This is a genomic window from Kribbella jiaozuonensis (genome assembly GCF_005233875.1).
In the GTDB taxonomy this organism is placed as follows: Bacteria; Actinomycetota; Actinomycetes; order Propionibacteriales; family Kribbellaceae; genus Kribbella; species Kribbella jiaozuonensis.
The window spans coordinates 612,367-632,499 of record NZ_SZPZ01000003.1 but is presented as its reverse complement, the minus strand read 5'-3'; the positions used below and the strand labels follow the sequence as shown (position 1 = coordinate 632,499).

Below are 20,133 nucleotides of genomic sequence, written 5' to 3'. Positions count from 1 at the left end.
TTTCAGAACTGACCGAGGGCCAAGCCCCGGGAGAAGAAGCGTTGCGCGGCAAGGAACAAGATCACGGTGGGAAGCGAGACCAGCAGACCGCCGGCCAGCACAGTCGGCAACGCAGCACCGCCGTACGTGCTCTGCAGACCGGTCAACGCAGGCATGATCGGACGGACCGAATCCGACTGGCTCAGCGTCAGGCCCAGCAGCAGGTCGTTCCACACGAAGGTGGCCTGCAGGATGAAGATCGCGGCCAGCGCGGACCCTGCCATCGGCAGGTAGATGCTGCGGAAGATCCGGAACAGCCCGCCACCGTCGACCACCGCGGCCTCGAACACACTCCGCGCGATCCCGGTGAAGAAGTTGCGCATCACGAACGCCGAGAACGGCACGCTGATCGCCGTGTAGACGATGATCATCCCGACCCGCGTGTCGTACAGCCCGGAGTTCGCGTACCCGGAGAACAGCGGCATCAGGATCATCTGCAGCGGAAAGATCGTCCCGCCGAAGATGAACACGAACCACAAGAACCCACGCTTCAACCGCAGTACGACGATCGCGTACCCGGCGGCCGCGCCGATCAGCACCGCGAGAACCGGCGCGATCACGCTGTACATCGTCGTCGCGACCAGCGTGTCGCCGAGCGCGGCCTTGCTCCACGCGTCCCCGAAGTTCGAGAACAGCGAGAAACCGGCTGGCTTCCAGACCGTCTTCGCGTCGTACCCGTCGACCGACTTCGATGCATTTACGATCAGCAGGTAGACCGGCGCCAGCCAGATCAGGCCCAGCACCATGAGGAACGGCGTCTTAACCCTGCTCACGGGCATCCCCCAACTGGTAGCGCAGGTACAGGATCGATGCCGCGAACGTGACCAGGCTCAGGAACAGCGCGATCGCCGCACCCTGGCCGTAGTCGTTCAGCACGAAGGTCTCCTTGTACATCGACAGCGCGAGCGTCTCGGACGACGTACCCGGACCGCCCTGCGTCATCACCCAGACCACGTCGAACGTCTTCAGGCTGCCGACGATCGACAACCCGATGACCACGGTGGTGATCGGCCGGAGCTGCGGCCAGAGGTGGTGGCGGAAGAGACTGAACCCCTCCGCACCATCCAGGCGCGCAGCCTCGAGCGGCTCGCCCGGGATCGACTGCAGCCCGACCACGAACAGCAACGCGTTCACACCGGCCGCCTGCCAGGTGACCGCCACGATCATCATCAGCGTGTTGCCAGGACCTGCTTGCAGCCATCCGGTGTGAGCACCCGGGAGCCCGAAGAAGCCGAGTGCCTGACCCAGTGCGCCGTCCGGCTGCAGTACGAAGCCCCAGATGACGCCGACAGCCACACCGGAGATCGCATACGGCAGCAGGAACGGCAGCCGCAGCCACGTGCCCCACTTGTGCCCGTAGGTCAGTACTGCGATCAGCAGTCCGAGTACCACCGGCAGAGTCACCATCCCGACGACCCACAGCAGCGTGTTGACGAGCGCCCCGGTCAGATCGGGGTCGCTGAACATCGCCTTGTAGTTCGCGAGCCCGGACCAGACCGGGGACGCCAGTCCGTCGTACTGCGTGAAGCTGACGTACGTCGTCCACAGGAACGGCAGGTACAGCAGCAGTGCGACCACGCCGGCGGCGGGCAGTCCGAACAGCGGCGCCATACGGGCCCCGGTCCGGTCCGGGCGCTGCGTGCTCGCCCGGACCTTCACCGGTGGCCGTTCGATCGTGGAGGTCACTTCTGCTTGGCCCAGTACGCGTCCGCCTCGGCCTGGATCTTCTGCAGGCCCGGCATCGGGTCACCCGGCTTGGTCACGAACGCGCCGAACACCTCGAGCGCCTTGTTCGCCACAGGTACGGGCGTCGCCTCGAACCACCGGTTGATCAGCCGGTACCCGTCACCGCCGACGTCCTTGTTCAGCTTCGCCAGACCGGGGTCCTTGACCTCGGCCTTCGGGTTGAACGACAGGTCGCCGCGGGAGTTCGCCCAGGCGGTCTGCGCCTGCGGCGTGACCCACCAGTCGGTCCACTTCTTCACCGTCGACGCGTGGTCGCTGGCCGCGGCCGAGCAGACCGGTCCAGTCTCGAAGATCATCGAGGTCTTCGGCAGCGACGGGTTCACGTTCGGGATCACGAAGAAGTCGTAGTCCGTGCCGGCCTTCATCTTCAGCGTGTTCAGGTTGCCGCTGAACCAGGTGCCGAAGTTGATCATCGCGACGTCGCCGTTCTTCAGCTGCGCCTGCGGCTCGGTCTTCGAGCCCGGGTCGCTGAAGTACCCGGCGTCGATCATCTTCTTCCACTCGTTCATCACGTCGACCACACCGGGATCGGTGTACTTCGCCTTACCGGCGGCGAGCTGGTCGTACAGGTCGGGGTCCTTGCCCGCGAGCAGCGTCTCGAACCAGACGAACGAGAACAGGATGTTGGTCTGGTAGAACGGCTTCACGCCGATCGCCTTGACCTTGTCCGCGACCTGGGTCAGCTCGGCCCACGTCGTCGGCGTCTTGGTGATACCGGCCTTCTTGAAGACGGCCTTGTTGTAGTACATCACCCAGTAGCCGGCGTTCAGCGGCACGCAGTACTGCTTGTCGCCGTAGGTGAAGTACTGCTTGAGCTGCTCGGGGATGTTGCCGTCGGCAACCGCCTTGGTCCACTGGTCGGTGGTGTCGGCGACGAGCTTCTGGTCCACCAGATCCTGAAGCTCCTTGCCGGTGTGCCAGGTGAACAGGTCCGCCTTCTCCTTGGTCCGGAACGACGACCGGATGAACGCGGTGTACGTGTTCGAGTCGGAGTACCCGACCGGCTCCATGCCGACACCGACGTCCTTCTTGCTGGCCGCGCCGACCTGGGTGAAGGCATCCTTCCAGCCACCCTTGTCGTTGTAGAACTTCAGCGAGTCGACCGGCTTGTCCTCACCTTTCTTCGGGGCAGCCGCTCCGCCACCTCCACAGGCGGACAGGGCGAGCGCGCCGGCGATCACCAGGGCAGCCAGCGCCTTCCGGTTGGTCTTGCGTTGCATTGGTACGTCCTTCCAGCTCAGGGATGCTGAAGTCTTTGGTTGATGACGGCGAGTACGCCGTCCAGGTGTTCGCGGGTGAGGAGTTCGGCGAGGTCCGAGTCGCCGGAGCGGACCGCGTCGTAGATCGCGCGGTGCTCGTCCAGGTCGGCCTGGCGGTCGCCGTGGATGTGCAGGATCTCCAGCTGCTCCCGTGCGTTCACGACGGTCACCGACTCGACCACCTCGGCCAGGGTCGCGTTGCCGGACGCCTGTGCCAGTGAGCGGTGGAAGTCCATGTTCACCTCGGCCAGCCGGGCGTGGTCGCCGGATGCGATCAGCTCGGCCGCAGTACTGAGGTCCTGTTCCATCTGCTCGAGTGCCGCGGCGCCACGCGTCGCTGCGGCCAGTGCGGCAACAGGCGGCTCGATCAGGGCACGAGCCTGCAGGAGCTCGACCAACCGGTCCGCACTCGGTGCCAGCGCCAGCGGGTTCGCCAGTACGAGACGGCCGACGTTCGGACCGACGTACACACCAGAGCCGTGCCGGAGCTCCACTGCGCCGGTCGCCTCCAGCCGACGCAGCGCCTCCCGCACAGTCGGTACGGCGACCTTGAACCGCTCCGCCAACGACCGCACAGACTCGAACTGGTCGCCGACCGACAGCTTCCGGTCCGCGATCAGCGAGAGCATCGACGTCGCCAGATCGTCCAGCAGACTGCGGCGTACGACGCCACCCGGCGTGCTCACTTGGCGGCCGCCAGGGTCACGGCCAGGAACCGCGGCCGGTAGATGCTCACGTCGCCGTACAGGTCGTCGCTGACGAGGCTGTTGACGTTGTAGCTGACCAGGAGCTCGTTGCCTCGCCGCAGTTCCGGGTGCTCGTGCGAGTTATACGTGATGATGTTCCCGCTGGTCTCCGGGGCCTGGTACAGCTCGACCGGATTCACCCACGGACCGGTCGGCGAGCAGGAGAAGTACCCGATGACCCGCTTGCTGAACAGCTCCTTGGTGTCATGCGTGACCAGCAGGTAGCCGTCCTTGAACTGGGTGACGCTGTGCTCGTTGGCCACACCCTCGAGCACCCGGACCGATGCGCTCTCGTCCGAGGACCAGCCGGAGCCGGTCCAGTACTCCCACGGCTTCGCAGTCAGGTCGTCACCGCGGACTCGGGCAACATGCTGGTACTTCGAGGAGCCCAGGTCCTCCACGCCATAGATGTACGTGTAGCCGCGATCGCGAAGCAGCCAGCCGGACCACTGCACGTTCGCAGCCGACGGCAGCGGGGTGAGCGACTTGAGCTTGAACGTCTTGGTGTCGAACCGGGCGAGGTAGTTGCTCGCCCAGTGCCAGTCCCACTGACCCGTGCCGGTCCTCACGAAGCGCAGCGCGGTCACGTCGAGGTCGCGGCCGGCGTGGCTGGTCTGAGCGGCGCCGATCCAGTACCAGCCGTCGGACGGCGGCGGGATGAGCGCGGTCGGCTTGGTCGCCGTACCGCCGGTGACGGTCTTCAGGCTCTTGCCCTGCTGGATCACGAACGAGTTGTTGATGAACGGCGCGGTCGTCGGGCGACTGCCGTCCGGGTTGACCGGGCCGAGGAACGTGTCGGAGAAGATCCACGCCGTACGACGGCCGGGGAGCGCGACGGAGTACGTGCTGTCCGCTCCGGTCCACCCCTTCCCGGAATTGCTGTAGGCGTTCAGGAGGCTCTCGGGCGCAGCGTGCGGCGTCGTCCGGGCGGTCCAGTTCGTGCTCACCGCGCTGCAGCTCGACGGGGTGGCGGAGGCGGCAGGCATACCGAGGCCCGCCGCCGTGAGTGACAGCGCGACAACTGCTACCAGTGGGCGTGACATGAAAATGATCAGATCACTTGGTCATTTTCCGTGTCAAGACCTAGGGTTCGATCAGGGTGTGTACCGGGCTTCGTGCTACCGCGTGGGTGGGAAGATCGGGGCATGAAGAACTTGATCATCAGGCTGCTCGCCAACGCGGTCGCGCTGGCGGTGGCGAGCTGGCTCGTCGCCGGTATCACCCTGCAGGGCGCGACCACCGGCAAGCGCGTGCTCACACTGCTGATCGTCGCCGCGATCTTCGGTGTCGTGAACGCGATCGTGAAGCCCGTGGTGAAGGTGCTGTCCTTCCCACTGCTGATCCTGACCCTCGGTCTGCTGACCTTCGTGATCAACGCGCTGATGCTGTGGCTGACGTCCTGGATCACCGGCAAGCTCGACGTCCAGTTCCACGTCGACGGCTTCTGGGCCGCGCTCTTCGGCGCGCTGATCATCACTGTCGTCGGCATGATCATCAACCTCGTCCTGCCGGACAAGGCCGAAGTTCACTAGTGCGGCACGTCGAGATCGTCTGCACCGGGAACATCTGCCGGTCGCCGATGGCCGAGGTGGTACTGCGGGCCAAGCTCGCCGACGCCGGGATCGACGACGTCGAGGTGACCAGCTCAGGCACCGGCGGCTGGCACGTCGGCGACCGGATGGACCCCCGCGCCGCGGCCGCACTACGCCGGCGCGGGTACGACGGCAGCGCGCACCGGGCTCGCCAGTTCGAGCGCGCCGCGGACCTCACCCTCGCCATGGACTCGGGACACGTCGCCGAGCTGAGTCGCCGGGGTACGACGGCGCAGCTGTTCGCGGCTGACGACGTACCGGATCCGTACTACGGCGAGGACGAGGGCTTCGACGAGGTCCTGGCGCAGATCGAGAAGGCGGCCGACCAGTGGGTCGGCCGCCTCAAGGCCGGCTAGCTCTGGCCGATCCCCGACTTCAGGCTGACGAACCAGTCGACGGTCGGGTCGAATTCCTTACCGCCGGCGATCCGCGGGAACTCGATCGCGCGCAGCTCGTCGCCGCGCTCCTCGTCGTGGCCGACCACACCGCTCTCACCGCGCAGCGCCGCGTCGACGGCGTAGTCGGTGCACTCCTTGATCAGCGCGAGATCGCGGTCGTTGGACGCGGCCGAACGGCTGAAGTACCCGCTCTTCTGCACCATCGTCTTCTCGGCGCCGATCCGCTCGGCGAACTGCTTGGCGAACCAGGCACCCGGGTTGATCGTGTCCAGCTTCACGTGCCCGAACGGGTCCCGCGGGACGTCCTCGCCGCGAGCCTCGAGTTCGGCCACGATGGACGGCACGCCGGCACCCTCGGAGAGGAAGATGTTGACGCAGTCCTCGGAGTCCATCACCTTGCGCAGCCGCTCGGCCTCGGCGTCCAGGTCGATCGTTGCCTCAGGCACGTACACGGCGTGCACCGACCAACCTGACTTGTCCAGGCCGATGCCCGGGTTCCACTCCTGCTCGTCGACCCACTGCTGGTACTCCTGAGCCGTTGCCGCGGTCAACCATCCGCAGTTCCGGCCCATCACCTCGTGGACGATCAGCATCCGCGGGTTCGAGCTGTGCTCGGCGATGATGTTGCGGGCGAACAGCGCGCCCTGCTCGGCCGCGGTCCACGCGCCCAGGCTCTGCCGGATCGGGATCACGTCGTTGTCGATGGTCTTCGGCAGGCCGACCACGGTCAGGTCGTAGTCGTGCTCGTGCAGGTACGCCGCGAGGTCGGCGGCCGTGGTGTTGGTGTCGTCGCCGCCGATGGTGTGCAGTACGTCGACACCGTCCGCGACCAGGCGCTCGGCTGCGACCTGGAGGGCGTTCTGCCCGTCCTGGATCAGGCCGCGCTTGACCAGGTCGGCGGTGTTGGTCAGCTTCACCCGGCTGTTGCCGATCGGGCTGCCGCCGAACTTGTGCAGCAGCGACGCCTTCTCCCGCACCTCCGGCGTGACGTCGAGGAACCGGCCGCTGAGCAGGCCGTGGTACCCGTTCAGGTAGGCGATGATCTCCACGTCGGGCGCCACCTCGGTGTAGCGCTCGATCAGTCCGCCGACGGCGGACGACAGGCAGGGCGCGAGCCCGCCGGCGGTGAGCAGGGCAACTCTGCGGACAGACTTGTCGGCAGCCATGGGCCAGGGTCCTTCCGGGAACGTCGCTGAAGTCGGCACCAGACTAGTGATGCAGACCACTCCGAGCGCTGGTTGGGGTTCGCCCAGCGGACAACGGCACCGACCTTGGCGGGACCGGCGTCGAGACGATGAACGAGCTGGTGGTCTGGCCGTGCACCAGGAACTTGTCCAGAACGTCCTCGAGAGCGGCGATCTCGGCGACCTGGACGCGCATCAGGAAGCAGTCCTCACCCGAGATCCGGTGGCACTCGACGACTTCCGGCGTACGTCCGGCCAGCTCGATGATCCTCGAGATCTGGTTAGGTCCCGGCCGCAGCCGCACCCAGGCGGCGACCGGTCGGCCGAGCGCCGCCGGGTCGATGTCGACGCGGTACCCGCGGATCACGCCGGACTCCTCCAGCCGCGCGACCCGCTCCCGCACGGTCGGCGTGGAGACGCCCAGCCGGCGCGCCAGCTCGGTGGTCCGTAACCGAGGGTCGGCGATCAGCTCGTCCAGGATCCGAGTATTGAGCTCATCCAGCATCTGGCTTCTCGTTTCGGTAAGCACAACCGCCTCCTAGGCTCCGATCTGCCATGGAAACACGCAGACTCCGTTCTTACTGTAGTGACCGTGACAACCCTCGCAGAAGCCCCGCCCCGGGCCGGTCTCGCCGCCGGCGCCGCTACCGTGACCGTCGTCCTGTGGGCCTCGTCGTTCGTCGCCATCCGGCATGTCGGCACCGAGATCTCGGCCGGAGCGCTGTCGCTGGCCCGGCTCGGACTCGGCAGCATCTTCCTCGGCGCCCTTCTGTTCACCCGCCGCACGCCCGCCGTACGCCGGTGGCCCACTCGGCGCGACTGGCTGCCGCTGATCGCCTGCGGCGTGCTGTGGTTCGGCGTCTACAACATCTCTCTCAACGAGGCCGAGCGGCGTCTCGACGCCGGTACGTCGGCCATGCTCGTCCACATCGCCCCACTGCTGATCGCCGTACTCGCGGGCCTTGGTCTCGGCGAAGGCTTCCCGCGGCAGCTGGTGATCGGCGGTCTGGTCGCGTTCGCCGGCATCGTCATCATCGGTACGTCGACCTCCAGCGGCCGCGCCGAGACCTGGGGCGTCGTCCTCTGTGTCGTCGCCGCGATCTCGTACGCCGTCGGCGTGGTCACGCAGAAACCGCTGCTGAGCCGACTGCCTGCCGCTGAGGTCACCTGGCTCGCCTGCACCATCGGTGCGGTCGTCTGCCTGCCCTTCGCGCCCACGCTGGTCGACGAGCTCCGCACTGCCGACGCATCGACGATCTGGTGGGTCGTGTACCTGGCTGCCTTCCCCACCGCGCTCGGCTTCACCACGTGGGCCTTCGCGCTCCGCCGTACGAGTGCGGGACGGATGGGCGTGACGGTGTACGCCGTACCGGTGGTGGCGATCGTGCTCGGCTGGCTGTTCCTGGGCGAGACCCCTGCCGTGCTTGCGCTGGCCGGCGGGGCGCTGTGCCTGACTGGAGTCGCAATCTCTCGGAGGACCGCATGAAGTTCGGAGTGTTCGTACCGCAAGGCTGGCGGATGGATCTGGTCGAGTTGGAGGACCCCGTCGAGCAGTGGGAGGCCATGACCGCCGTGGCCAAGGCAGCAGACGCAGGTCCGTGGGACTCGATCTGGCTCTTCGACCACTTCCACACCGTCCCGGAGCCGGTCCGCGAGTCCGTCTTCGAGATGTGGACCACGACGGCCGCTCTGGCCCGTGACACGTCTCGGGTGAACCTGGGCCAACTGGTCGGCTGCAACGGGTACCGCAACCCCGCCCTGGTCGCGAAGCTGGCCGCGACGGTCGATGTGGCGAGCCACGGGCGCATGTACGCCGGACTCGGCGCCGGCTGGTCCGAGCACGAGTGGAAGGCCTACGGGTACCCGTGGACAAGTCAGAGGGAGCGGATGGGTTCGTTCGTCGAGTCCGTCGAGCTGATCCATCGGCTGTGGACCGAGGACGACGTCGTGTTCGAGGGGCAGTACCACTCGGTCGACAAGCCGTTCGTCGTACCGCGGCGCAAGCCCAAGCTCTGGATCGGCGGCGGTGGTGAACGCGTTACATTGCGACTAGTTGCAAAGTACGGTGACGCCTGCAACTTCGGCACCGGACGTGTCGACGTGATCAAGCACAAGCTCGCGATCCTCCGGCAGCACTGCGAGGACGTCGGCCGCGACTACGACGAGATCATCAAGTCGACCAGCCTGAACGTGTTCCCGATCGAGTCCGGCGCCGATCCGGTGACCGCGACGGCCAAGGCCCGTGGGCGGTACAGCCTGGAGGAGTTCCGGGAGATCGGTTCCGGCGGGACGTCCCACGTGCTGGCGGACGTGATCACGACGAAGGAGCTCAGCGAGCACGTGGAGCAGCTCGCCGAGGCGGGGATCGACTACGTCATCTCCTACATCCCTGGCGTCGCCTACGACCACGAGCCGATGCAGCGATACGCGGACGACGTCGTACAGCAGTTCAGCTGAACGCGGTGCGCAGGTGCTGGTGGATGCCGTCGTACGCCGTGACCGGTGGGAGCAGGCGCTTCGGAACCTTGGTGACCACGCTGTAGTTGGCGTCTACCACGTTGGCCAGCGGGACCTCACTGACTTGGCTGAGCAGCTGGTACGCGTCCAGCTTGTCCAGGCCGTAGAGCGAGCCGAGCCAGTTGACCATGTCGACCTGGCCGGCTCGCCACGCGTCCTCGAGCGGGCGGGCCGAACCGATGACAGCGAGGTACTCGTCGTTCTCCAGCCGCGGCCAGACCGGTCCGGGCGTCTTGAGCAGGTCGACGATCAGTACGACGTTCATCGCGCCCTCGACCGCCGTACCGCAGGACTCGCCCTCGCCCTGGCGGTAGTGGCCGTCGCCGACCGAGAACAGGGCGCCCTCGACGTTCACCCTCAGGTAGCAGGTCGAGTCGGCACGCATCTCCGGCGTATCCATATTGCCGCCGAACATGTCCGGCACCAGCGCTGACCGGACCTCACCGGCGGCCGGTGCCACACCGACCGTGCCGAGCATCGGCTCCAGCGGCAGAGCGATCTCCAGGTCGCTCCCCTGCGCCTGGAACCCGACGGTCTGGTTGACCGTATCCACCTCGTAGATCCAGGTCCGCTCGGGCAGGGGGTCCTGCAGCGTGGCGGTCCGGTCCGTGCTGGTCAGGCCGCCGAAGAACGGGATGGTCGCCGAGGCGCCCCAGGTCCGGGCCGGCGTCAGCTCGACGAAGTGCAGCGCCAGGGTGTCCCCCGGCTCGGCGCCCTCGACGTAGAACGGCCCGGTCTGCGGGTTCACGAACGGCATGTTCAGCGAGGCGCTGGCCAGATCCGTCGTACTGCGGAGGCTGCCGGCGAACGCATCCTCGGTCCACAACCGCAGGGCGGTACCGGGCTTGACCCGGCGTACGGGCGGCGCACCGCCGAAGGTCCAGGCGAGTTCAGCGGGCTCAGGGGTGAATTCGAGAAGGTCCACGTCTGGCAACCTAAGGTGTGCTGGAGGTGTTGGGCGAGCGATCAGCGGGTTCTCAGGCGATTCTCAAAGAAGCGACCTACTCTCGGCTGAGCGGAACTTCGAGCGGAGCGGGGCAAGACGATGCGGGTACTGGTGGTGGACGACGACCGGGCGGTCCGGGACTCGCTGCGCCGTTCGCTGGAGTTCAACGACTTCGAGGTGGTGACCGCGTCCGACGGCGCGGAGGCGCTCGCGGTGATCGGCAACGTCGAGCCGGACGTCGTGGTGATGGACGTGATGATGCCGCGGCTGGACGGCCTGGAGACCACCAAGGCCTTGCGGGCCGCGGGCAACAATGTGCCGATCCTGGTGCTGACCGCGCGGGACGCGGTCGCGGACCGGGTCGACGGCCTGGACGCCGGCGGCGACGACTACCTGACCAAACCGTTCGCGCTCGAGGAGCTGCTGGCCCGGCTGCGCGCACTGCTGCGACGCAGCACGACGCCCGGCGAGGGCGGCCAGCGCGGCGAAGTCCTGCAGTACGCCGACCTCGTGGTCGACGTCGACGCGCACGAGGTGCACCGGGGTGACGTCGCGATGCAGCTCACCCGGACCGAGTTCTCGCTGCTCGAGCTGCTGATCCGCAACCCGCGCCGCGTGCTGGAGCGCGCGGTGATCCTGGACGCGGTCTGGGGCTACGACTTCCCGACCACGGCGAACTCGCTCGAGGTCTACATCGGCTACCTGCGCCGCAAGACCGAGGTCAACGGCCTGCCCCGCCTGATCCACACCGTCCGCGGCATCGGGTACGTGCTGAGGGACACCCCACCGTGAGCCAGCAACACCCCGACGACTTCCCGTCGTACGCCGGACGACCGCAGCGGCCGCAACAACCCGCACAACCTGTTGCCAAGAGCAACGGAAACCGCGTGGCGGCGACTGCCGCCCGCACCCAGAGCTGGTGGAACGAAACCCTCCACAAGCTCAGCCTGCACGCGCGTGTGACGCTGCTGGCCGCGGTCGCGGTCGGGCTGGCGGTCGCGATCGTGAGCGTCGCGGCGTACATCACCGTGCGCCAACAGATGTACCAAAACCTCGACAACAGCCTCACCCAGCGCGCGGTCCAGGCAGCACAGAAGGGCGTGCTGACCGACCTCACCGTCCTGCAGACCGTGCCGTCGGACGCGCTCGGCCTAAGCGACATCCGCGTCGGCGTGATCAGCGCGGAGGGGCAACAGTTCGGCGCGCGCAGCAGCCTCCTGCCCCCGATGGGCGACGACGAGCTGCAGGTCGCCCGGGACCAGGGCAACGAGGCCAGCCTGCGCACGGTCGGCGTGCGGAACGGCGGCTCACACTTCCGGGTGATCGCCGTGCCCGCTCGCTACTGCCCCGCTGGGTTGAGCCGCGACTGCTCCGAGGATCCACAGACCTATCTCCAGCCTGGGGCGCTGGTCGTGGCACAGTCTCTGGGGTCGATCGACGAGACCCTCCACAACCTCGGCGTGGTGCTGTGGGCGTTCGGGCTCATCGGCGTGATCGGCGCCGCGCTGGCTGGCAACGCCGTCGCGCGCTCCGGTCTCCGCCCGTTGGCTCGGTTGACCGGTGCGGCGGAACACGTCGCCCGGACCGAGGACCTGAAGCCGATCCCAGTAGGCGGCACGGACGAGATCTCCCGACTAGCCATGGCGTTCAACGCCATGCTCGGCGCCCTCGCACAGTCGCGCGACCGGCAGCGTCGCCTTGTCGGTGACGCCGGCCACGAGCTGCGCACACCCCTCACCAGCGTCCGCACCAACCTCGACCTGCTCGCCCAAGCCGACAAACGCGGCGGACTCCGCCCTGAAGACCGTCAGCAGCTGCTCGACGACGTACGCGCCCAGATGGACGAGCTGACCACCCTCATCGGTGACCTGACCGAGCTGGCCCGCGACACACCCCAGGTACGCAACGCTGAGCTGATCGAGCTCTCCAACGTCGTCGAGGACGCGGTGATGAAGGTACGCCGCCGCGCACCCGGACTGGAGTGGGACGTGCAGATCACTCCGTTCCCGGTCTGGGGCGACGAGCGCCTACTAGGCCGTGCCGTCACCAACCTGCTCGACAACGCGGCGAAGTACAGCACCCCAGAGGACGCGGAGCAGCGCAGCGACGGCCAGCCGATCGGACACGTGACAGTCCGACTGCTGGACGGCGTACTCACAGTCACGGACTCCGGCCCCGGCATAGCCGAGGCAGACCTGCCCCACGTCTTCGAGCGCTTCTACCGCTCCAGCGAGGCCCGCAGCCGCCCCGGCTCCGGCCTGGGCCTGGCCATCGTCAAACACGCAGCCGAACAACACGGCGGCATGATCTACGCCCGAAACGTCCCCGGCGCCGGCGCCCAGTTCACCCTGTGGCTCCCGCACGCCGCCACGCAGACCCGCTGAAGACTTCCTGACAGGTCCTTCAGAGGATCTTCATGGAGTTCTTCGGTCACTCCGAGCGGATCTTCAGGGCCCTCTCAGGTGCGGCGGAGACAGTAATTGCCATGACCGAGAACCAGCCGCCGCAGAACCAGCCCGGCCAGAACCCGCAAGGTCCGCAGGGGCCGGAGCGGACGCAGCAGTTGCCGATGTACGGGCAGCATCAGCAACAGCAGTTCGCGCCGCAGGGTGGTCAGCCGGGACAGCAGAGGCCGGAATCGGGGCCGCAGGGGCAGCGGCCGGGACAGTACCCCTCAGGTGGGAGTACCTACCCGCAGTTCGGCGCGCCGGGGACGCATCAGGGGACGTCTCCGGGCCCGAACTGGCCCTTCGGACCGCAGCCGGCCACGGCAACGGCGGAGAAGCCTAAGAAGCGGGCCGGTCTGGCCGCGGTGGCGCTGACTGCGCTGCTGGTCGGTCTGGCCGGCGGTGTCGGCGGGGCGGCCGTCTACTCGGCCTCCAACGACCACACCACGAACAGCCCGTCCGTGACCGCACCGCTGAACGGCAACCAGGCCGCACCCGCGGCCGCGCCGGACGGCTCGGTGCAGAGCGCCGCGGCCAAGGTGCTGCCGAGCGTGGTGAAGATCGCGGTCGCGACGTCGCAGGGCGCGGCGACCGGGTCCGGCATCGTGATCAGCAAGGACGGCCTGATCGTCACCAACAACCACGTGGTCGCGGGTGCCGGTCAAGGCGCCACGATCACCGTGATGCTGAACGACGGCCGCACGGTCAACGCCACGGTCAAGGGCACCGACCCGCTCACCGACCTCGCCGTCATCCACGCCAACGCGACCGACCTGACCCCGGCCACGCTGGGGTCGAGCGGCAAGCTCGCGGTCGGGCAGGGCGTGGTCGCGATCGGTTCGCCGTTCGGCCTGGAGGCGACCGTGACCAGCGGTATCGTCTCGGCGCTGAACCGCCCGGTGACATCGGGTGACGAGCAGCAGGACAGCACGACAGTCTTCCCAGCAATCCAGACGGACGCCGCGATCAACCCGGGTAACTCCGGCGGCGCCCTGATCGACCTCGCCGGCCAGGTGGTCGGTATCAACAGCGCGATCAAAACCGCCGGCGGATCGGGACAATCCGAAGGCGGCAACATCGGCCTGGGGTTCGCTATCCCGATCGACCAGGCCAAGCCGATCATCGACGAGCTGGTGGCCAAGGGCAAGGCCACGCATGCGCGGCTCGGTGTGACGGTCGGCGACGCGCAGTCCTCCGACGGGCTCACGAACGGAGCACGCCTGGGCGAGGTCACGTCCGGCGGTGCGGCGGACAAAGCCGGTCTCCAGTCAGGTGATGTGGTGACCGCTGTTGACGGCAAGGCGATCGCGTCAGGGGACGCGTTGGTCGCCGCAGTCCGTTCGCACCGCCCGGGCGATCAGGTCACCCTGACCGTCACCCGCGCCGGCAAGCAGCAACCGATCAAGGCAACCCTCGGCTCCGACAACGGGAACCCCACCGGCTGACCAGCCGTCGTACCAGAACCGGGACTGCGCCGCCCACCGAGCGGCGCAGTCCCTCTCGTTCTCGCGGTGAACACAGCGTTGGTTACGGTCCTCGCATGAATCTCTACGCGGCACGACCGCCTCTGACTGCCGACGACCGCACGCAGCTGATCGGTTGGCTCGACCTGCAGCGGGTGCTGGTACGCCGGAAGCTGGAAGGCCTCAAGCCCGAGGACGAGCATCGGTCCGTGTTCCCGACGTCGCCGCTGATGACGCCGGCCGGGCTGGTGTCGCACCTGCGGTGGAACGAGCACCTCTGGTTCCACGCCGTGTTCCTGGACGAGCCGGGCGACAACCCGGGCTTCCAGAAGGAGCCGGAGAGCGCCGACTGGCGGGCGGACGGCGTACCGCTCGCGCGGCTGCTGGACGAGTTCGACACGCAGTGGGCCGACTCGAACGAGATCACCGCCGCCCACGCGCTGGACGACGTCGCCAAGGACTCCAGGTTCCAGCCGTCGCTGCGGTGGATCCTGATTCACATGGTCGAGGAGACGGCGCGGCACGTCGGGCAGCTCGACACCATGCGCGAACTGCTCGACGGCGAGACGGGGTATTACTAGACCCCATGGAGATCCGGCGGGCGGACGAGCGGTTCCGGACGGTCAGCGAATGGCTGGACTCGTGGCATTCGTTCTCGTTCGGGCCGCATTACGACCCGGCGAACGTCGGGTTCGGATTCCTCGTCGCGCACAACGACGAGACAGTTGCCCCAGGCACCGGGTTCGAGACGCATCCGCATCAGGACCTGGAGATCGTGACTTGGGTACTGCGGGGCGCGCTGGCGCACCGGGATTCGCAGGGGAACAGCGGGATCGTCTACCCGGGGCTGGCGCAGCGGATGAGTGCGGGCTCGGGGATCCAGCACTCGGAGTGGAACGACGGCGGCGAACCGGTCCACTACGTACAGATGTGGGTACGGCCGGACGCATTCGATCTGCCCCCGTCGTACGAGCAGGCGGAGCTGGATCTGACGACGGGGGAGCTGACCCCGGTCGCGTCGGGGCTGGCCAAACACGCCTCGAGTACGGCGATCCGCCTCAACCAGCCTCAGGCCGGGATGTCGGTCGCGCGGCTGACCCCGGCGCAGGCAGTCGAGTTGCCGGCAGCGCCGTACCTGCATCTGTTCGTGGCGACGGGGACGGCGGAGCTCGAGGGGGCCGGCGAGCTGGGGACCGGAGATGCCGTACGGCAGGCCGACTCGGGCGGGCGTCTCACCGCCGGGCCGGGCGGCGCCGAGGTGCTCGTCTGGGAGATGTACTAGTCGGTCTGCTCGCTCATGGTCCACACGTGGCGGAGGGACTGGCCGGCCACGCCTTCCGGGTTCTGCGCGAAGCCTTCGACGAACTGGCTCATGTGTTGCTGCCAGCGTTGGTCGGTCGGGTCGGTGCGGAGGTACTCGACCGATGCCTCGAAATCGTCGGCGTCGACCAGGTGGAACAGGTCGCGGCCGCTGCGCCAGATCGACCAGTCGCTGATGCCGGCGGCGTGCATCGAGGCGATCAGCTCCGGCCAGACGCGAGCGTGCTCGATCTCGTAGGCCTCTTCGGTACCGGGAATCAGGCGGCTGTGCAGCGCTAGGCGGGTCACAAAGGAGCAGAATACGCCGCGTGTGCCAAGGCTGGAACGCGGTTCCAGAATCGTCCGGGCCCATTCGCGCAACGTCTTGCCCCTGATTCACGCTCACTCTGACGCCAACTCCTGAGCGGTCGGCCGCGTCGTACTTGCGTGGATTGAGTAGTTTCGCCCTCGTGGCGAGATGCCACACGCCGAAGACTGTGCCCGGTGTCCACCCGTCGTCGTGCGAGAGTTGGGAAAGTGAAGCGAACCACTGCGATCGTCTGTCTGAGTAGTCTGCTGATCACGGCCGGTTGTTCCGACAGCAAATCCGGCGGCGGCAAGTCCGGGAACGACGAGCAGAAGGCCTCCGGCGCTGTCATCAAGCAGTTCGCCGACGCATGGGTGAAGGCGTGGGCGCCGGACGGCAAGCCGGACGCTGCCGGAGCGCTCACCGACAACCCGACTGTGTTCGCGAAGCGGCTCGACGACACCGACACCGCGCTGGTCGCCAGCACCGTGACGGTCACCCCGCAGGGCGACCCGAAGTGCAGCGACGCCAACAACTGCACCCAGGAGCTGGCGGTCGAGGCGCAGCTGCGCGGCATCGGCGCCATGAAGTGGACGAGTACGGCGACGGCGGTGAAGACCGCGGACGCGTGGAAGATCAAGGCCTCCGGCGACACCATCTACCCCGGCCTCGGCGACACCAACTACCTCAAGCGTGTCCGTGCCCTGCCCGCGCGTGCCTCGATCCTTGACCGCAACGGTGTCGCGCTGACCGCGAACCGGCCGGTCGTGATCGTCGGCGTCGCATCCGGCGCGGTGGCGACGCCGGCGACGTACGCCGCGTTCACGAAGTACCTGCAGGTCGACGGGACGAAGCTCGCGGCCCGCGCGAAGGCGGCCCCGGCCGGGCAGTTCGTGGATGCGATCACGATCCGCGCCGAGCAGTGGGAAGCGCTGCGGCCGACGATGGGCAAGCTGCCGGGCGTACTGACGATGGGCGGCACGCAGTCGCTGCCGCCGACCGCAACGTTCGCCAAGAACCTGATCGGCACGATGAAGACCGCGACCGCGGACACCCTGAAGAACGCCGGGCCGACCGCGTCCGCGCAGGACCAGGTCGGTACTACGGGTCTGCAGTACGCGTTCCAGCAGCAGCTCGCCGGTACTCCGGGCGGCACCGTCACGCTGCGGGACGGCAAGACCAAGCTGACGATCAAGACCGTCTTCAGCCAGAAGGGCACTGCCGGCAAGCCGGTGAAGACCACGCTCGACACCGCGATGCAGAAGTCGGCCGAGGCCGCGCTGGCGACGAGCAAGCTGCCGGCGTCGCTGGTCGCCGTACAGGCATCGACCGGGCAGATCCTCGCCGCGGCGAACGGTCCGACGGTGGCGAGCTACAACCGCGCGTTCCAGGGCCAGTACGCGCCGGGTTCGACGTTCAAGATCGTCACCTCGGCCGCGTTGATCGGCAGCGGCGAGACCGGCGCGACCGCGCTGCCGTGCACGAACACGATCAACGTGTTCGGCAAGACCTTCAAGAACTACGACGGTCTCGCGGCGTACGGCGCGGGCACGATGCAGAAGGCGTTCAACGAGTCCTGCAACACCGCGTTCATCTCGCAGCACGCGCGGCTGCCGAAGGACGGGATGACCAAGGCCGCGGCGATGTTCGGCATCGGGCGCGACCTGAACCTGTCGATCAACGCGTACGGTGGTCAGGTACCGCTGCCGAAGGACGACGTGGCTGAGGCCGCGTCGATGATCGGCCAGGGCACGGTCACCGCGAGCCCGCTGGCGATCTCGCTGGTCGCTGCCACGGTCGACCACGGTACGGCGATGAAGCCGGTGCTGGTACCGGGTAAGGACGCCGCCGGCGCGGCCGCCTCTCCGTTGCCTCCGGCAACTGTTGCGGCGCTGCGGACGTTCATGCGGACCACGGTCACCGGCGGTACGGCGAAGGTGCTGGCCGGCAACGGCGCGGTCGCGGCGAAGACCGGTACGGCCGAGCTCGTCTCCGGCGGCAAGGTGATCACCAACGCCTGGATGGCCGGCTATCGCGGCGACGTCGCGTTCGCGGTCATCGTCGAGGGCGGCGAGTCCGGCTCGCACACCGCCGGGCCGATCCTGAAGACGTTCCTGTCCAGCTTCAAATGAGGACTTGCTGAGAGTTCGCTGAGAGTAGGCCTGTGGGCGGATTTCGTCACTTAGGGTTGCTGGATGGAGAGCTTGACGTGTCCCAAGTGTCGTGGCCAGATGCGTTCGTACGAGCGCAACAGCGTCACCGTCGACCAGTGCGGAGAGTGCCGCGGGATCTTCCTCGATCGCGGTGAGCTGGAGCGGCTGGTGGACGCCGAGCTGCAGTACAACTCCCCGTCACCGCAGCCCCGCTACGAAGAGAAGCGGTACGAGGAGAAGAGGCGTTACGACGACCGCACGTACGGGAATCAGCACTCACGCAAGAAGAAGAAGTCGTTCCTCGAAGAGCTCTTCGACTAGCGGGTGATGACCGTGCCCTGGGCGATCGCGCACAGGGTCGGCGTACCGGCGTCGTCGATCGTGGTGAGTTCGCAGGTGCACGTCGCCTGACGCCTGCCCGCGTGGGCGACCTTCGCCCCGGCCCGGAGGATCGCGCCTTGGGCCGGGCGCAGGTAACTGATCGTGAACCCGCCGGTCAGCACGTCCGGGCCGAGCGCCGATCCGCCGGCGAACGTGATCGCGTTGTCCGCGAGAACGCCTCCGTGCAGGAAACCGTTCTGCTGCTGGAGTTCCGTACGGATATCAAGCTCCAGCGTCGCGCCGCCGTCCCCGAACGCGGTCACCCGCGCGCCGACCAACAGGCTGAACGGCTGTGCCGCCAACAGCTTCTGAGCCACTTCGAGCGTCAATTCCGTCACCCGCGCACGATAGCCGGGCTATCGTCAGGGCGTGACCACGCCTGCGGTGCTGCTCCGCCCGATCACCGAATCCGAGTACCCGTCCTGGATGGACCGCGCCGCCACCTCGTTCGCGGCCGGGATCGGTCCGGCCCGCGGGCTGGCCGAGGACGAGGCACTGAAGTTCGCGTACGACGAGACCAAGAGGCTGCTGCCGGATGGGCCGGCCACCGAGCACCAGCTGATCTGGACCGCGTTCGCCGGCGACGAGCCGGTCGGCAACCTGTGGATCAGCACGCGCGCACGGGTTCCGTTCATCTACGGCATCGAGGTCGACAGCAACCAGCGCGGCAAGGGGTACGGCCGCGCCATCATGCTCGCCGGCGAAGACGAGTGCCGCCGTCTCGGCCACAAGCAGCTCGACCTGAACGTCTTCGGCGACAACAAGACCGCGATCGGCCTGTACGACTCGCTCGGCTATGAAGTCATCTCCCAGCAGATGCGCAAAGAGCTCTGATCAGACCGGCGAACTCGCCCGGCTGGTCCAGCGGAATGAGCGTGTAGCTGTCGGCAACCTCGAAGAAATTTGCCTGTGGCAACAGTTCGGCGAGGCGCCGGCCGTGCTCTGTCGGCATCACCCGGTCGTCCGCCGCCCAGACGACGAGCGCCGGTCGATCGAAGCGGCGCAAGTCGGCCGCGGCTTCGGTCAACAGATCTCGGTCCGCGAAGACGGCGCGGAGCATCCGCACGGTTTCCGCACGTAGCTCGGGTTGCTCGAGCAGCGGCCGGATCCATTGCGCCGTGGTCGCGTCGCCGCGCTTAGTCAACGTCCCGAAGGCGAGCGGCGACCGGCGTACCGCCTTCAGCCGCAGCTGCTGCATGAACGCTCCGAACAACCGCGGCGACAACTGTCCGGACAACGCGAGCACTCGTCCCGTCAGACCGGGCGGCAGGTTGTCGAACGCCTCACACGACGCCAGCACAGCCTTCGCGACACGCTTGGGCTCAGCTCCGAGCACCAGCTGCGCCACCGCGCCACCGGTGTCGTTCCCGACGAGTACGACGTCCTGCAGGTCGAGCCGGTCGAGGAACTCGAGCACCAGGTCGGCGATCCCGCGCAGCGACAGATCGGCGCCGTCGTTCATCCGCCGCCGATGCGCTCCGAACGGAAGCGTCGGCGCGATACATCGATGGTCGGAACGCAGGTCAGCGATCACGCCGTCCCAGAGCGACGCGTCCATCAGCAGCCCGTGCAGCAGTACGACGACCGGCCCGTCGCCGCTGTCGACGTACTGAAGGACTCCGGTAGACAGCTCGATCTCATTCATACGGAAAGCAT

The 20,133-nt window shown here is 67.6% G+C and carries 23 protein-coding genes; 12 read left to right on the top strand and 11 right to left on the bottom strand.

Annotated elements, in window-relative coordinates; translation table 11 throughout:
• Positions 1-2: 2 nt before the first annotated feature.
• From FDA38_RS22800 to FDA38_RS22780, 5 genes are read right to left on the bottom strand one after another with little or no spacing between them, the layout of a single operon-like run.
• Complete coding sequence (locus FDA38_RS22800; protein ID WP_137256108.1) at positions 3-812, bottom strand: carbohydrate ABC transporter permease; 810 nt, start codon at positions 810-812, stop codon at positions 3-5.
• The gene (locus FDA38_RS22795) at positions 799-1,725 is read right to left on the bottom strand and encodes a carbohydrate ABC transporter permease (protein ID WP_233714866.1); all 927 of its coding nucleotides are present in this window, start codon (positions 1,723-1,725) and stop codon (positions 799-801) included. Before FDA38_RS22795 ends, FDA38_RS22800 begins: the two co-directional genes overlap by 14 nt.
• Positions 1,722-3,005 (bottom strand): ABC transporter substrate-binding protein, encoded by a 1,284-nt coding sequence (locus FDA38_RS22790; RefSeq protein WP_137256107.1) that lies wholly within the window; start codon positions 3,003-3,005, stop codon positions 1,722-1,724. Before FDA38_RS22790 ends, FDA38_RS22795 begins: the two co-directional genes overlap by 4 nt.
• Before the next feature lie 17 nt (positions 3,006-3,022).
• Positions 3,023-3,730, bottom strand: a complete 708-nt coding sequence (locus FDA38_RS22785; RefSeq protein ID WP_202877786.1) for a FadR/GntR family transcriptional regulator — start codon at positions 3,728-3,730, stop codon at positions 3,023-3,025.
• Positions 3,727-4,833 carry a DUF4185 domain-containing protein gene (locus FDA38_RS22780; RefSeq protein WP_137256106.1) on the bottom strand — a complete coding sequence of 369 codons (1,107 nt, stop codon included), beginning with the start codon at positions 4,831-4,833 and terminating at the stop codon, positions 3,727-3,729. The genes FDA38_RS22785 and FDA38_RS22780 overlap by 4 nt, the downstream gene beginning before the upstream one ends.
• Before the next feature lie 102 nt (positions 4,834-4,935).
• Here FDA38_RS22780 and FDA38_RS22775 point away from each other — a divergent pair, with 102 nt between their 5' ends.
• Both FDA38_RS22775 and FDA38_RS22770 read left to right on the top strand, forming a co-directional pair.
• Entirely contained in the window at positions 4,936-5,322 is a 387-nt protein-coding gene (locus tag FDA38_RS22775; RefSeq protein ID WP_137256105.1) for a phage holin family protein, read from the top strand.
• Positions 5,322-5,738, top strand: coding sequence for a low molecular weight protein-tyrosine-phosphatase (locus FDA38_RS22770; RefSeq protein ID WP_137256104.1), 417 nt, complete (start codon positions 5,322-5,324; stop codon positions 5,736-5,738). Before FDA38_RS22775 ends, FDA38_RS22770 begins: the two co-directional genes overlap by 1 nt.
• Here FDA38_RS22770 and FDA38_RS22765 read toward each other — a convergent pair.
• Together FDA38_RS22765 and FDA38_RS22760 are read right to left on the bottom strand one after the other, a co-directional pair.
• Complete coding sequence (locus FDA38_RS22765) at positions 5,735-6,946, bottom strand: pyrophosphate--fructose-6-phosphate 1-phosphotransferase (RefSeq protein ID WP_137256103.1); 1,212 nt, start codon at positions 6,944-6,946, stop codon at positions 5,735-5,737. The genes FDA38_RS22770 and FDA38_RS22765 overlap by 4 nt on opposite strands.
• A 43-nt stretch (positions 6,947-6,989) precedes the next feature.
• On the bottom strand, positions 6,990-7,469 hold the full coding sequence (locus FDA38_RS22760) for an Lrp/AsnC family transcriptional regulator (RefSeq protein ID WP_137256102.1): 480 nt from the start codon (positions 7,467-7,469) through the stop codon (positions 6,990-6,992).
• A gap of 87 nt (positions 7,470-7,556) precedes the next feature.
• On the opposite strand from FDA38_RS22760, the gene FDA38_RS22755 reads away from it, so the two are divergent.
• Positions 7,557-8,450: a DMT family transporter gene (locus FDA38_RS22755; RefSeq protein WP_137256101.1), complete on the top strand. Its 894-nt coding sequence runs from the start codon at positions 7,557-7,559 to the stop codon at positions 8,448-8,450.
• Positions 8,447-9,421 carry a TIGR03560 family F420-dependent LLM class oxidoreductase gene (locus FDA38_RS22750; protein WP_137256100.1) on the top strand — a complete coding sequence of 325 codons (975 nt, stop codon included), beginning with the start codon at positions 8,447-8,449 and terminating at the stop codon, positions 9,419-9,421. Before FDA38_RS22755 ends, FDA38_RS22750 begins: the two co-directional genes overlap by 4 nt.
• Here the strand turns inward: FDA38_RS22750 and FDA38_RS22745 are convergent.
• On the bottom strand, positions 9,414-10,406 hold the full coding sequence (locus FDA38_RS22745) for an acetamidase/formamidase family protein (RefSeq protein ID WP_137256099.1): 993 nt from the start codon (positions 10,404-10,406) through the stop codon (positions 9,414-9,416). The two genes, FDA38_RS22750 and FDA38_RS22745, sit on opposite strands and share 8 nt — an antisense overlap.
• A 120-nt stretch (positions 10,407-10,526) precedes the next feature.
• Here FDA38_RS22745 and FDA38_RS22740 point away from each other — a divergent pair, with 120 nt between their 5' ends.
• The 5 genes from FDA38_RS22740 to FDA38_RS22720 all read left to right on the top strand — a co-directional run bounded on the left by FDA38_RS22740 (position 10,527) and on the right by FDA38_RS22720 (position 15,619).
• Positions 10,527-11,219: a response regulator transcription factor gene (locus FDA38_RS22740; RefSeq protein WP_130442918.1), complete on the top strand. Its 693-nt coding sequence runs from the start codon at positions 10,527-10,529 to the stop codon at positions 11,217-11,219.
• The gene (locus FDA38_RS22735) at positions 11,216-12,811 is read left to right on the top strand and encodes a sensor histidine kinase (protein WP_233714865.1); all 1,596 of its coding nucleotides are present in this window, start codon (positions 11,216-11,218) and stop codon (positions 12,809-12,811) included. The genes FDA38_RS22740 and FDA38_RS22735 overlap by 4 nt, the downstream gene beginning before the upstream one ends.
• Positions 12,812-12,912: 101 nt before the next feature.
• Entirely contained in the window at positions 12,913-14,319 is a 1,407-nt protein-coding gene (locus tag FDA38_RS22730; protein ID WP_137256098.1) for a S1C family serine protease, read from the top strand.
• Between the two features lie 95 nt (positions 14,320-14,414).
• A complete protein-coding gene (locus FDA38_RS22725) occupies positions 14,415-14,918 on the top strand; it encodes a DinB family protein (RefSeq protein ID WP_137256097.1) in 504 nt (167 codons plus the stop codon).
• A gap of 5 nt (positions 14,919-14,923) precedes the next feature.
• Positions 14,924-15,619, top strand: coding sequence for a pirin family protein (locus tag FDA38_RS22720; RefSeq protein WP_137256096.1), 696 nt, complete (start codon positions 14,924-14,926; stop codon positions 15,617-15,619).
• Here FDA38_RS22720 and FDA38_RS22715 read toward each other — a convergent pair.
• Positions 15,616-15,945 carry an L-rhamnose mutarotase gene (locus tag FDA38_RS22715; RefSeq protein ID WP_137256095.1) on the bottom strand — a complete coding sequence of 110 codons (330 nt, stop codon included), beginning with the start codon at positions 15,943-15,945 and terminating at the stop codon, positions 15,616-15,618. The genes FDA38_RS22720 and FDA38_RS22715 overlap by 4 nt on opposite strands.
• A 228-nt stretch (positions 15,946-16,173) precedes the next feature.
• Here FDA38_RS22715 and FDA38_RS22710 point away from each other — a divergent pair, with 228 nt between their 5' ends.
• Positions 16,174-18,075: a penicillin-binding transpeptidase domain-containing protein gene (locus FDA38_RS22710; RefSeq protein ID WP_137256094.1), complete on the top strand. Its 1,902-nt coding sequence runs from the start codon at positions 16,174-16,176 to the stop codon at positions 18,073-18,075.
• A 63-nt stretch (positions 18,076-18,138) separates the two neighbouring features.
• A complete protein-coding gene (locus FDA38_RS22705; protein WP_137256093.1) occupies positions 18,139-18,417 on the top strand; it encodes a TFIIB-type zinc ribbon-containing protein in 279 nt (92 codons plus the stop codon).
• Here FDA38_RS22705 and FDA38_RS22700 read toward each other — a convergent pair.
• A complete protein-coding gene (locus FDA38_RS22700; protein WP_137256092.1) occupies positions 18,414-18,815 on the bottom strand; it encodes a PaaI family thioesterase in 402 nt (133 codons plus the stop codon). The two genes, FDA38_RS22705 and FDA38_RS22700, sit on opposite strands and share 4 nt — an antisense overlap.
• 31 nt (positions 18,816-18,846) lie before the next feature.
• Here FDA38_RS22700 and FDA38_RS22695 point away from each other — a divergent pair, with 31 nt between their 5' ends.
• Positions 18,847-19,311: a GNAT family N-acetyltransferase gene (locus FDA38_RS22695; protein ID WP_233714863.1), complete on the top strand. Its 465-nt coding sequence runs from the start codon at positions 18,847-18,849 to the stop codon at positions 19,309-19,311.
• Here the strand turns inward: FDA38_RS22695 and FDA38_RS22690 are convergent.
• Positions 19,280-20,122: an alpha/beta fold hydrolase gene (locus FDA38_RS22690; RefSeq protein ID WP_137256091.1), complete on the bottom strand. Its 843-nt coding sequence runs from the start codon at positions 20,120-20,122 to the stop codon at positions 19,280-19,282. The two genes, FDA38_RS22695 and FDA38_RS22690, sit on opposite strands and share 32 nt — an antisense overlap.
• Positions 20,123-20,133: the final 11 nt, after the last annotated feature.

Coding starts and splice junctions, on each gene's coding strand:
- FDA38_RS22790 (WP_137256107.1), bottom strand. CDS start 3,005: ATGCAACGCAAGACCAACCGGAAGGCGCTGGCTGCCCTGGTGATCGCC.
- FDA38_RS22780 (WP_137256106.1), bottom strand. CDS start 4,833: ATGTCACGCCCACTGGTAGCAGTTGTCGCGCTGTCACTCACGGCGGCG.
- FDA38_RS22775 (WP_137256105.1), top strand. CDS start 4,936: ATGAAGAACTTGATCATCAGGCTGCTCGCCAACGCGGTCGCGCTGGCG.
- FDA38_RS22765 (WP_137256103.1), bottom strand. CDS start 6,946: ATGGCTGCCGACAAGTCTGTCCGCAGAGTTGCCCTGCTCACCGCCGGC.
- FDA38_RS22760 (WP_137256102.1), bottom strand. CDS start 7,469: ATGCTGGATGAGCTCAATACTCGGATCCTGGACGAGCTGATCGCCGAC.
- FDA38_RS22750 (WP_137256100.1), top strand. CDS start 8,447: ATGAAGTTCGGAGTGTTCGTACCGCAAGGCTGGCGGATGGATCTGGTC.
- FDA38_RS22740 (WP_130442918.1), top strand. CDS start 10,527: ATGCGGGTACTGGTGGTGGACGACGACCGGGCGGTCCGGGACTCGCTG.
- FDA38_RS22730 (WP_137256098.1), top strand. CDS start 12,913: ATGACCGAGAACCAGCCGCCGCAGAACCAGCCCGGCCAGAACCCGCAA.
- FDA38_RS22725 (WP_137256097.1), top strand. CDS start 14,415: ATGAATCTCTACGCGGCACGACCGCCTCTGACTGCCGACGACCGCACG.
- FDA38_RS22720 (WP_137256096.1), top strand. CDS start 14,924: ATGGAGATCCGGCGGGCGGACGAGCGGTTCCGGACGGTCAGCGAATGG.
- FDA38_RS22705 (WP_137256093.1), top strand. CDS start 18,139: ATGGAGAGCTTGACGTGTCCCAAGTGTCGTGGCCAGATGCGTTCGTAC.
- FDA38_RS22690 (WP_137256091.1), bottom strand. CDS start 20,122: ATGAATGAGATCGAGCTGTCTACCGGAGTCCTTCAGTACGTCGACAGC.